General features: G+C 33.9%; 6 protein-coding genes. 4 read left to right on the plus strand and 2 right to left on the minus strand.

Annotated elements, in window-relative coordinates; all coding sequences use genetic code 11:
* Positions 1 to 39 precede the first annotated feature (39 nt).
* The 3 genes from AAC053_RS11600 to AAC053_RS11610 are packed head-to-tail and all read left to right on the plus strand — an operon-like array spanning position 40 to position 4647.
* The gene (locus AAC053_RS11600) at positions 40 to 3246 is read left to right on the plus strand and encodes a carboxypeptidase regulatory-like domain-containing protein (protein ID WP_339756675.1); all 3207 of its coding nucleotides are present in this window, start codon (positions 40 to 42) and stop codon (positions 3244 to 3246) included.
* A 56-nt stretch (positions 3247 to 3302) separates the two neighbouring features.
* Positions 3303 to 4166 carry a glycerophosphodiester phosphodiesterase family protein gene (locus AAC053_RS11605; protein ID WP_339756678.1) on the plus strand — a complete coding sequence of 288 codons (864 nt, stop codon included), beginning with the start codon at positions 3303 to 3305 and terminating at the stop codon, positions 4164 to 4166.
* 7 nt (positions 4167 to 4173) lie between these two features.
* Positions 4174 to 4647 carry a DUF6495 family protein gene (locus AAC053_RS11610; protein WP_339756681.1) on the plus strand — a complete coding sequence of 158 codons (474 nt, stop codon included), beginning with the start codon at positions 4174 to 4176 and terminating at the stop codon, positions 4645 to 4647.
* Positions 4648 to 4689: 42 nt separating this feature from the next.
* Here AAC053_RS11610 and AAC053_RS11615 read toward each other — a convergent pair whose 3' ends face one another.
* On the minus strand, positions 4690 to 5949 hold the full coding sequence (locus AAC053_RS11615) for an ABC transporter permease (RefSeq protein WP_339756684.1): 1260 nt from the start codon (positions 5947 to 5949) through the stop codon (positions 4690 to 4692).
* 276 nt (positions 5950 to 6225) lie between these two features.
* On the opposite strand from AAC053_RS11615, the gene hisS reads away from it, so the two are divergent.
* Entirely contained in the window at positions 6226 to 7596 is a 1371-nt protein-coding gene (hisS, locus tag AAC053_RS11620) for a histidine--tRNA ligase (RefSeq protein WP_339756687.1), read from the plus strand.
* Between the two features lie 80 nt (positions 7597 to 7676).
* Here hisS and AAC053_RS11625 read toward each other — a convergent pair.
* Positions 7677 to 13490 (minus strand): choice-of-anchor D domain-containing protein (locus AAC053_RS11625; RefSeq protein ID WP_339756689.1); only part of this gene is annotated, 5814 nt, incomplete at its 5' end.

Genomic DNA, 13490 nt, shown 5'->3' on the forward strand with positions numbered 1-13490 from the left:
CATTAACTAATCCATTAACATTTCAATAAATCAATCAATATGAAAATTTCTGTTTTTATTATTTGTCTACTGTTTATTCCCTTTGCTTTTGCGCAAGTAACCACATCTAACATTAAGGGATTAATACTCGACGAAGAAAGTCAGCCATTACTAGGCGCAAATATTGTTGCTGTACACACTCCTACTGGCACAAAGTATGGAGCAGCTTCCAACGATGAAGGACGTTATAATTTATTAAACCTTAGAGTAGGTGGTCCTTACACAATAACAATTAGTTATGTTGGATTTCAGGACAAAGTATTTACCGATGTTTTTCTTACACTAGGTAAAACTCAAAATATTGATTACCAAATGACTCCAGATAGTGAGCAATTAGATGCTGTAGTACTAACGGTAAATACTTCTGGCACTTTCAGTAGCGATAGAACTGGGGCAGAAACTAGTGTGGGTCGACGAGAAATTACCAGATTACCTACAATTTCGAGATCTGCAGCAGATTTTACACGCTTAGAGCCTTCATCAACTGGCAACTCTTTTGGAGGTAGAAATGATCAGTTTAATAATTTTTCATTAGATGGTTCTATTTTTAATAATCCTTTTGGATTGGATTCTCCTACACCTGGAGGTCAAAGTGGAGCACAACCCATTTCATTGGATGCTATTGATCAAATACAAGTTTCATTAGCACCATATGATGTTACGCAATCTGGATTTACTGGTGCTAGCGTAAATGCGGTAACAAAAAGTGGTACTAATGAATTTCACGGTACAATTTATGGTTTTTCGAGAAACGAAAGTTTGACAGGAAATAAAATAGATGGTGATGATATATTACAACCAGATTTAGAGCAAAAACAATTTGGTTTTAGTTTAGGTGGTCCAATTGTTAAAAACAAGTTGTTTTTCTTTGTGAATTTTGAAAAAGACCAAAGAACCGATTTAGGAACAAACGGTTTCTTTCCGAACACAGGTTCTGGTGCTGCAGGTGAGTCTCGTGTCTTAGAATCGGATTTTCAATTAGTAGATAATATATTAAGACAAGTATCTATAGGGAACGGAGAGTTTTACAATCCTGGTGCTTATGAAGGTTTTACTTTTGATAGTAATTCGACAAAGGGTATTTTTAAACTAGATTGGAATATTAATGATAAAAATAGACTTGCTTTTATCTATAATTTTTTAGAAGCGTCAAGAGAACAACCAGCTCACCCTTCGGCACTCGGATTTAGAGGGCCTGGAGTTAATCAATTACAATTTCAAAATTCAGGTTACCAAATAAACAATAATATAGACTCTTTTCAGTTGGAGTTAAATAGTGATTTATCTGATGGTATAAGTAATAAACTTCAAGTAGGTTTTACACAATTTGATGATTTTAGAAGCCCAATGTCTTCTCCAGCTCCAACTATTACTATAACTAATGAAGGTTCCAATTATATTATCGCTGGTCATGAGCCATTTTCAATTAATAATGTATTAGACCAAAAAGTATTTCAGTTTACAAATAATTTAAATATTGTAGAAGGTGATCATACATTTACTGTAGGTGTAGCATATGAAAAATTCGAGTTCGATAACTCATTTAATTTAGGTTCCTATGGTGCTCAAGGGGTATTCTTTCCAACAGGAGATATACAATCTTTTAGAGATACAGCAGGTGACCCAATTGCAGAAGCGCAATTAGTTGCATTGTATCAAGGTTTATTTAACGATGCTATTGCTGCTAATTCTGCCCTCAATTCAGCTGGTTTAGGTAATCCTGGAGGTTGGGCATTAGCAGAAACCAATGTTGGTCAGTTAGCTTTTTATGCTCAAGATGAATGGAATATCACAGAAGATTTCAAAATAACGTATGGTGTTAGATTTGATAAACCGTTGTATTTTGATACAGCTACTAAAATTCAGGAAAACATTGATAGAAAAGGTGGTGTCTTTAATCCATCAGATTTTTCAGGTGGTACATACCAACCGAGTATAGATTATTATAATCCAAATACTGGGGAAATTACAAACTTAGACTCGACAACATTACCATCAAACGATATATTAGTTTCACCTCGATTAGGTTTTAATTGGGATGTAAATGGAAATAAGGCGACGCAAGTTAGAGGTGGAACAGGAATTTTCACAGGACGTTTTCCATTTGTATGGTTAGGCAACCAAGTACAAGGTGTTGACTTCTTTTTCTACCAAGTAATAGATCCCGATTTTAAGTGGCCACAAGTTTGGAGAACTAATTTAGGTGCTGATCACCGATTTGAAAGTGGTTTGACTTTAACAGCTGACCTATCTTATACAAAAGATATTAATGGTGCACATGTTCAAAACTGGGCTTTAAAAAATCCATCAGGAACTTTGCAAGGGGTTGATAACAGACCAACTTATTTGCCTTCAGATATATCTACAAATGAATTCGGTGATTCTACTAATGCTTATGTTTTTACAAATTCAGATAAGGGCAGAATCTTTAATGGTACTTTAAAAGCACAACAGACTTTTGGTACTGGGTTTTATACAAGTTTAGCTTACAACTATCTTAATGCTAAAGATGTCAATTCAATTGAAGCAGAAATTACTGGTGATGCTTTTGCCGGAAATGCTATTTCTGGAAATGCAAATGATGATGTTTTATCCTACTCTAAATATGGTGATACTCATCGTTTTATTGGTGTTGGTTCTAAGAAGTTTGAATATGGTAAAGGTAAATTTGCGACTACCATATCTACATTTTTTGAATATGCACGTGGAGGTAGATATAATTACACATATGGTGGCGACATAAATGGTGATGGTTCTAACTTTAACGATTTAATATATATTCCAACAAGTTCTGAAGTTCAACAAATGCAATTCTCAGGAGCAGGACAAGCGGATGCTTTTGAATCATTTATTAAACAAGATGATTATTTAAATGATAACAGAGGAAGTTATGCAGAGCGTTATGGAGCATTATCTCCTTGGAGAGGAAGATGGGATCTTAAGATTCTTCAAGACTATAACTTTAAAATAGGTGAGAAAACACATACTATTCAGTTTAGTGCAGATGTTCTTAATGTTGGTAACTTATTAAATAGTGAATGGGGAGTTGTAGAAGTACCAAATAGTGTACAACCATTAGGTGTTTCTGTAGATAGTAACAATGAACCAATTTACACATTCGATGGCAACTTAACTAAAACATTTAGTTCTGATGTTAGCTTATTATCTAGATGGCAAGCACAATTTGGAATTAGATATATTTTCTAATTATAAACCACATATAAATCAGTAAATTTGCGCTCTTATTTAAGAGCGCATTTTTTATGAATAAATTTAAATTTTTAGGACTTTGTTTTTTGTTTATTATAGTTGGATGTAAGACTGTAGAAATTAGAAAGGCATTAGACTCTAAACTTATTGAGACGTTCAAGTTTTCAAATGGAGATTATCCTAATATAAGTGTTCATAGAGGTGGAAAAGGTTTAATCAATTATCCAGAGAACTGTTTAGAGACCCTTCAATATGTTAATGATAGTATTTCTGCGATGTACGAAATAGACGTTGCACAAACTAAAGATGGTCAATTAATATTAATGCACGACAATTCTATTGATAGAACCACAAATGGAACAGGATTAGTAAAAGATTTAACTTACAATGAGATAAAAACCTACAGTTTAGTTGACGACCATGAAAATGTAACAGCTTTTAAAGTTCCGTTATTTTCTAAAGTTTTAACATGGTGCAAAACCAATACTGTTATTCTTACGGTTGATATTAAACGAAATGTAAGCCAAGAAGCTGTTATTAAAGCAATCAGAATGGCTAAAGCTGAAGATATTAGTATTATAATTACTTATGATGTCTTACAAGCTAAATCAGCTTATACTTTGGCTCCAGAATTATTAATTTCAGTTTCAGCCAGAAATCATAACGAATTTAATCGTTTGATGGAGGCTAAAATTCCAATGGAAAATATGTTGGCATTTACTGGGACTCGATTATCCGATGCTTCACTTTTTAAAAGATTACATGCAGAAAACATTGTTTGTATGCTAGGAACTTTAGGTAACTTAGATAAGCAGACAGAGGCAAAAGGTGATATATTATATAATAAATGGAAAAACTTAGGTATAGATGTGTTAGCCACAGATAGACCATTTGCGGCATATAATGCCATAAAATAATATTAGGATGAAATACACAAGATTAACAAAAGAACAATTTGAAGAATTACACCAAGAATTCATTAATTTTTTAGCAACACAGTCTATTACAGCTGATGAGTGGAAAGAAATTAAAACAAATAAACCTGAAGCTGCAGAACAAGAACTCGATGTATTTAGCGATTTGGTTTGGTTTGGAGTTTTAAGTAAAGTTGAATATCTAGAACACATTTCACCTCAACAAATTCATCTTTTTAAATGCAACGAAAAACAAATGCATTTAATCGCATTAAAAATTGATAAGGAAGCAATAGATTTTACAACCAAAGAGGGTTTTCAATGGTTAAGAAATAATTTATTATCAGATGATATCGAATTCTTTAATGCTAACAAACCGTATTCAGAAGATAAGCATTTGGATATTTTTAAAATGATTCAAACTGGTGCTGCAATTACAAAAGGAGAATTGTTTCAGTATTTTGTTAATCTAATTAAAGGTTAAATAAATAATTAGACTAAGATTTAGACCTGCTCAATAATTTAATTATTCATATCGTAAAGATTCAATTGGGTCTAGTTTAGAGGCTTTTACAGCAGGATAAAGTCCCGATATTACAGCTACAATAAATGCTATGGCTGTGGCACAAAACATGGCAAACCAAGGAGTAGAAAATTGAAGTCCGAAGCCTTTGGCAACTCCAAAACCAATAAGAATTCCGAGTAAAATTCCAAGAATTCCGCCTAATTGACCAATAATTATAGTTTCTATAAAAAATTGAAAAGCAATAGTTTTACTCTTGGCACCTAAAGCTTTACGTACACCAATTTCTCTGGTGCGTTCACTTACGGAAACTAACATAATATTCATTAATGCAATAGTAGATCCGAAAATGGTAATGATACTGATTACCCAAGCTGCTGTATATAAAACTCCAGAAATACTACCAATTCTATTAATTAAATCATCGCTTTTTACAATTCCAAAATTATTACTCTCAACCGGATTAAGACCTCTAATATTTCTAAAAATTATTATAGCTTCTTGTTGCGCTCCCTCTAACATCTCTTTTTTATCTACTCTAACACTTAAATTATAATTAATAGATGGTGAAGTGAAAATAGTTCTTACTTTTTGAATAGGAATAATAGCTCTTAAATCTTGGTTGTTACCAAATGTTGAGCCTTTTTCTTTAAGAACACCAATAACTTTAAATTTAGATCCTCTTATACTTATGGTTTTATTTAATGGATCTTCATCTGGGAAAAGAGCTTTTTTTAAATCACTACCTATTACACATACAGGATTACCATTAGTTACATCAAAAACATTTAAACCTCGACCAAATTCTAATTCTAAACCAGAATTTGATATAAAATATTCGTTAGCACCAATTATAGCAACTTCCGGATCCGTTTTTGTGTTTCCATATTTAACCTCAGTAGAATTTGAACCGAAAAACCAAAATCCAGTTTTTGTTCCGGGATAGTCAAATTCATCAACAAACTGTTTAGCATCTCTATAGCTTATAACAGGATTTATCTTTGTACGTTCTCGTTGCCTATGGCCACCACCTCCTGAAGATACACGCACAGTTAGCTCATATTGCCTTAGGTTAAAAGTATTTGCACCCATTGAAGAAAAATTACTAGAAATAGTGTTTTCTAAAGCAGAAACACCACTTAGAATACCAACCAACGCCATTATACCAATAGCAATAATTAAAACGGTTAAGACAGTTCTGAGAAGTTGACTTTTTATGGATGTAAAAGCAATTCTAATATTCTCTTTTGCTAATGAAAACATAGTTTTATCTAATGTTAGTTGGGTTGTATGTGATATAAGACTACTTAAACACTATAAAGTTACTATAAAATTAAATTATCTTGGCTTTGCCTCTAAAATTTATAATATTTTTGTGACCAATAAATTTATTTAAGATTCTACTTAACTATTACATCGAGCAAAGTAGAGATGTTACAATCTGTAAAATTTTAATATTTCTGGACTACACTCGAAATGACAGAGCGAAAAAAATAAAGTTTCACTAAAAAGAAATTCCTGTTTTTGCAGGAAATTAGCATGGCAAAAAAACCAAGTATTCCTAAAGGCACAAGAGATTTTAATGCAGAAACCGTTGCAAAACGTTCTTATATTATGGAAACCATAAAGGAGCAGTTTCAGGTATTTGGGTTTCAACCTATTGAAACACCAAGCTTTGAAAATTCAGATACTTTAATGGGAAAATATGGTGATGAAGGAGATCGCTTAATTTTTAAGATTTTGAATTCTGGAGAATACTTGAAGAAAATTTCTGATGATGATTTTAAGTCAAAGTCAGAAAATTTATTTACATCAAAAATTTCAGAAAAGGCACTACGTTACGACCTCACAGTTCCTTTTGCACGCTACGTTGTACAACACCAAAACGAAATAGAGTTCCCGTTTAAACGCTACCAAATGCAACCTGTTTGGCGTGCAGACCGTCCGCAAAAAGGACGTTTTAGAGAATTTTATCAGTGTGATGCAGATGTGGTTGGTTCAAAGTCTCTGTTCCAAGAAGTAGAATTTGTACAATTGTATGATGCAGTTTTCTCAGCTTTAAAATTAGAAGGTGTTACTATTAAAATAAATAACCGTAAAATCTTATCTGGCATTGCTGAAGTTATTGGTGCGCAAGATAAACTTATAGATTTTACTGTTGCATTAGATAAACTCGATAAAATAGGAGAGGAGAGGGTAAAAGACGAAATGCGTAATAAAGGTATTTCTAATGAAGGTATTTCTAAGCTTCAGCCCTTATTTACGCTTAAAGGTGATTTTGTCAATCAGATAGAAAGTTTAAAATCTATTTTGAGCTCTTCTGAAATTGGACTAAAAGGGATTGAGGAATTAGAATTTATTAACACAGCTATTTCAAATTTAGAATTAAAAACGGCAACCTTACAACTCGATGTAACACTTGCACGTGGTCTTAACTACTATACTGGAGCGATTTTCGAAGTTTCTGCGCCAAAAGGAGTTAATATGGGTTCTATCGGTGGAGGAGGTCGTTATGATGATCTCACAGGGATATTTGGTTTAAAAAATATAAGTGGAGTAGGGATTAGCTTTGGCCTAGATCGTATCTACTTGGTGTTAGAAGAATTAAATCTGTTTCCCGATACTATTACAGCATCAACGAAAGTACTGTTTATCAATTTTGGTGAGAAAGAAGCTATGGCTTGTTTGCTAGCTGTAACTAAGCTAAGACAGAAAGGTATAAAAGCAGAACTTTACCCAGATGCGGCAAAAATGAAAAAACAGATGAATTATGCAAACCGACGTAATATTCCTTTTGTTGTTTTAGTTGGTGAAGAAGAATTAAATACAGAAAGTTTTACGCTTAAAAATATGGAATCTGGTGAGCAACAAAAGCTTCAGTTTAATGAATTAATAGAAGTTTTTCAATAAAACCAATAGGTGTTATATATAAAAAAGTCCTGATAGAATCAGGACTTTTTTGGTTAAGAATTAAGATTTGGGGCAAAAAATTATTTCACTAAAACTTTTTTAGTCACTACTGAACCGCTTACAGTATATAACTTAATAATATAAGTTCCAGTACTTAAATTCTTAACTTCATATTCAGAGTAACCGCTCTCTGAAATAGCTTCAATTGTGTAAACAGATTGCCCTAATATATTAAATAGTTCAATCGATTTTACGTTTATAAAATTGGGGTTTATTAATACTATTTTTTCAATGTCGTTAGAATAAAGCACATCAATGTTGCTGATAGTTTCATCATCAATACCAAGTGATTCAGGAGTCGTATCGAATGTTATTTCAAAACGACCTAAATATTCACCTGCATTTAAGAACACTTCATAATCACTCTGTCTTAAATCGTGATAGATGTCTAATGCAATATCGTGTACATAAATGTTCATATCATTTGGTACATTTTCTAGAGCATCTATAGTTATAGTGTTTATACCATCTGTATTAGTTTTAATACCTAAAGGGTAAATCGTAGATACTTCAGCTTCATCACTGGCTTGGATAACATATTCTTCGCCATTTATTATCCAATACATATCGTCGATTTGACTTTCGTTCATTTTTGCATCATAAGCCCAATCTACATCAAGAGTTGCATTTTCATCAATAGCTAAAAGTAACTGACGGTGAACCGAATTAATAGAGTTAAACCCTATTCTAAATTTCATTCTAACATCACCTTGATTAGTATCATAATTAGTTTGAGATGTAACATTAGCATTTCTCATAAATACGGAACCTGAACCTCCTTCTTTCTGGAAAACACGTTGCCCATTGTTAAAGTTGATAGTACCAGTATTTTCACCTACAACAAAGAAACCTTGTCCTACCGGAATGTAACGTCCTGGTAATTTAGTTGGTGTTCCGCCAGTTGCTACATCTGGGTCATTAGTTCCATATGAAGCAGCTGCAACAGCACCTGAGAAGTTATAAGTTGCATAACCACCTTGGTAATCTGCTAAGTAATGAGAATTTCCTCCCCAATGTTCCCAGAAGTAAAGTGTACCACTAAGTAATGGTGTTGGGTCCGTAGCAGGATCATAGTCTAGCTCAGGACCATTATCTATAATAAATTGATTAGCATCAATTGCCGATGCGTAAGGGTTACCTACTAAATAGTCATTACCAGCATTTATGGTTAGATTAATATCTCCATTATTTGGTTTTCCTAGATATACATAATTCTGATCTGTTAATATTGAACCTGTTCCAGGTCCTTTCATGGTAAAGCCTTCACCAGCATTAATTGTACCTGCACGTCTTACATGTTGCCAAGCCGAATAATCATCATTAGGTTGGTTTGCAAACTTCCAAATCCAATAATCTGCAATTCCAATCGGATTGGTAGCAGTGCCATTATAACCAGAATTTAAGAAGTTTATTGGGTTAGTGCCGTCATACATAATATCTTGTACAGTATAGCTGTAATCATTATTAGCTAAATCTGTTTCGCCTACAGGTGCAGACCAATAATTGTACGTATAAGTATCTGCTGTACCTTGCTGATCGCGTTCTAACTCGCCACCACCAATAACATCTAAATCACTATCTGTAGATTGAATTAATTGAGACTCACCTTCAAGGTCAATCTTTCCAGTTAAACTTATATAATGAGAAACTGTTATACCATTACCAGAGTTTGTCCCTGTGTTTCCTGTTACTGTTAATTCATTAGCATCTACATAAAGACCTAGTACTTCTCGATTATCTGCATTTGCTACTGGTAAAGACGAATTATCTAAAGTTATATTATGCGATGTTTTAATAATATTCCAATCTATAGTCCTAGTCGGATCTACAATCGATGCTGAACCGGGAAGTGCTTGTACGCTTCCATTAGTCCAAGTTGCTTTTGTATCCCAATCCCCATTTTGAGTAGATTGATATGGCAACGGAGCCGTTTGTCTTCCAACAGTATTTAAATTTCTCAATGCCCCTTGTTTTCCATTACCAGAAGCGTCTTCTGTATTGGTATACGTATATATTGACATAGGGTAATAACCAGCTAGATCAGACCAAGGAATAGCATTAATGTCATTCTTCGTAATTGAGGAAGGTAGTTCGTTACCCATAACTTGCCCAGAATTATTAGAAATTTCTTGATTCATAATAAAACGTAATTGATCTTCGGACAAGGTTGTATCCCAAACGCGTACTTCATCTATATTTCCTCTAAAGTGTTGTGTTGGTGAATTTTTACCAGCTGCTGCAATAAAGAACGATTCATTGTTGACTATTGGTAGTGTTTTGTTAGCAGATATATCTAAAACACCATCTATATAAATAGAACATGCAGTACCATCATAGATAACAGCAACTTGGTGCCATTCATCGTCTGGAATATTAGTATTACTCACAGTGATTTGGTTACTACCATTTTTCCAATACATTTGAATTCGATTGTCGTCTATTATTCTTAGGTCAAATCCATTTGTAAAAGTCGTCGCTCTTTTAGAAAGGATTGATTTGGTTCCTGTATCTGCAGCATCTCTTTTTATCCATGCAGATATTGTGAAATTTGTAGGGTTTATGTCTAGCTTGTCTTCTATATCAATATAATCAACTACTCCATCAAAATACACTGAACGCTCAACGATGACCTGTGGCGCATAACCAAAAGTGATATATTTAGTGCCATCAAAATCGTAATCAGCTTCTAAATTTCCATTTCCGTCAGAAGTCATAACTCTATAATCTGCTGTAGGATCAAATACACCAGTACTAGATATAAACATATAATAACTACCTGGAGGTGTAATGTTTCTTACGGCATCTTCTTGCAGACGAATTTTAGCTGTTGGGATGTCTCCACCATTTTCAACAACTTTCCAAACACGTTGCATTGCAGTAAAGGTTACTTCTGTAGTTAATACTGGTGCAATACCAGAACTCATATTTACGGTAATAGTCGTTGAGGCTAGGTTTAAATCGGCTCCATTATTTCCCCAAACTAAGAATTGTTTGTTGTTTAAAAACGTTGGGTTACTTGCTTTATTAAGGTTGTTAGTGTCATAGATATCTGTTAACCCCATAGTAAGTACACCTTGAGTTCTGCCTGTTCCATCTAGAGTATTATTGATACTTCTAGATTGTTTTTGATTTAATTCTGATGCATCATCTCTTCCAATCCCAGCAATGTCGTAGCTATAACTAGAATTTACAGATTGATCCCAAATTACCGTACCATCACTATTTACATAGTCTTGTGATGTGCCATTTACACCAAGAGTAATACCATATTTAATGCCTAAATATGATTGTATTCTATTACGTTCTTGTGTTAGGTTTACATCAGACTTTCTAGCCGTGTACGTAATAACTTCTGCTACTCTTGCATTTAATGTCGCTTCCCAACCTTCACTTCGTCCAATCCACCATCTAGAATCGTCTGTATTCAGATATTCAGCTATGTCATTTTGAGTTGTTCCAATATTATTGGCATTGTAGTATAATTCTTGTTGTGTATTTGCACTATTGTTTCTAGTATTTATAATGCCTAAATTATCGTAGCTCGATCCTGTACCAATTTCTGCGACAGCATAGCCGTCTGATGGTGTTTGTCCTTCTGTATATGAATCATGAGCATAACAAATAATTTCTCCACTAACTCTACCAGTATAATCTCCAAATCCGAGTCCAGTTGCATCAGCAGCGGCAGAACCTAGTTGTGCATCACTACAAAACACGTCCATAAATCCAAAGGAATTAGTTATAGGAGTATCATCTGGTATTAAAACAATAAATACATCTTGGGTAAAGAATCCATAGTCTCCAGTTAAAAATTCTGAACTTGTATCGTCATGCGAAAAATCAGTATCTTCAGAAAATGAAGTGTATGTGTTATCAAATTCAATAACTGGATTGAAGTTAACATTTCTTGTTGTATTATCGTAGTAAGTAGGTGCTTGTGAACTTACTTGTACTCTTGCATCACTACCAAGACCTTGATCTACCCAAGCAGTAACATTTTGCCCACTTGTGTAACTCAACCCGTCATCAGCTTTTAACCAAAGGGCTAAGCCAGAAGTTACACCACCAGGACCAAAAGTGGGGTTAGGTGTTTCAGTTACAGTTACAAGATCTATTGCAATATCACTTCTATCATCACCGAGAACTTCTCCTCTTAGTCTTATTTTCACTGTCTGCCCAACATAGCTACTTAAATCTACGCTAATAGGAGTGAATGAAGAGTTAGGATCTGTTTGTGCATATCCTGAGGTTGTAAATACTGTATTAGAGTAGGTTAGACCATTGTCTGTGCTCAATTCAACAAATAAGTCTCCCATGTAATTTGTTGTACCATTATTTCCATGCATGTGATAAAAGAATGTTAACCTAGGGTTAGTTGTGCCAGTTAAATTAAAACAAGGACTTATTAATTGAGCAGTGGCATTAAGGTTGCTAGTAGCTTCAGTATAAATAAAATAGCTTCCATCTTGTGCAGCATCAGAACCAGTATTTAATGTTGGTGTTGAAGTATTTGTTCTTGACCAATCAAAATCATCTTGGGTTCCATTAAGATCTTGTGTCCATAGCCCAAAACCAGACTCAAAACTTTCTTGATAAGGGAAAGTTGAAACTGTTGCACCACAAGCACCAGGTGTAATTCCGTAACCTTGAATATTAAAATTGTATGGATTTTCGTTACTATCTCCATTTACAATACTAACTGTAGCAGTTCTTAAGCCTGCAACACTTGGATCAAATTGTATATTAAAAGTTGTACTCACTGAGGCCGCAACTGATGAAGCTGGTGAAGCAGTTACTGTAAAATCAGCAGCATTTGTTCCTCCTATAGTTATAGTGCCAATAGATAAATCTGCTGTACCGGTATTTTCAATGGTAAATGTATTTGTGTCTGTCGATCCTGTTACTGATATGGCACTAAACTCTGTGTCATCTGAAGTATTAGGCGTAATATCACCATCTGTAATAGTATTAGAATTACCTGTAATATTAATCTCCGGAGCAGGTGTATAACCAGTACCTTGGATATTAAAGTTATAAGGATTTTCATTACTATCGTTATTAGCAATAGAAATAGATGCAGTTCTTAAGCCATTGGCACTTGGGTCGAAAGTAATCTGAAATGTTGTTGATCCACTAGCACTTATTGTTGAGGATGGTATAACTGCTATACTAAAGTCAACTGCATTTGTGCCTGTAATACTCAAGTATGGAGAACCACCAGTTAAATTTAAATTTAATGTTCCAGTATTTTCAATTGTAAATGTATTTGTTTGTAATCCGGCAGCCGTAATAACATTACCAAAATCTGTATCGTCTGTAAATGAAGGTGTTGTATCACCATCAGCAATGCTATTTCCATTACCTATTATATTAATTTCTGGTGCCGGAGTATTTGAAATAATATTTACAGTATAATCTTCGACTTCTCCAAAATTTGGATTTGAACATGGGCCTGTAATAGCATTTGCATCATCCATTATAACACGCATACGAGTGGTTCCTAGTGTTGCTGTACCTGGTATAACAATATTTCCTGTTTGTAATGCTGCGGAATCTACACCAGCTGTAAATACAAGTTCCCCAGGATCACTAAAATCATAATTTTGGTTAAAGTCTATATACACAGCAAAGCCTTCTGTATAAACTGTACTAGCCCATAATGGAGTAATAGAAATTGGGTTAGTAGCATCACCTTGAGTTAAATCAGTAGAAATCGCTGTGAAATCTGAATAACCCGTTGAGGTTGTACCTTGAGTTGAATTATTATTTATACTACCCAACGTCACATTTCCAATATATTCATAACTATCATTACTTGCTACTGCAGTACAATA

The sequence above is a fragment of the uncultured Winogradskyella sp. genome (assembly GCF_963975125.1).
Taxonomy (GTDB): domain Bacteria; phylum Bacteroidota; class Bacteroidia; order Flavobacteriales; family Flavobacteriaceae; genus Winogradskyella.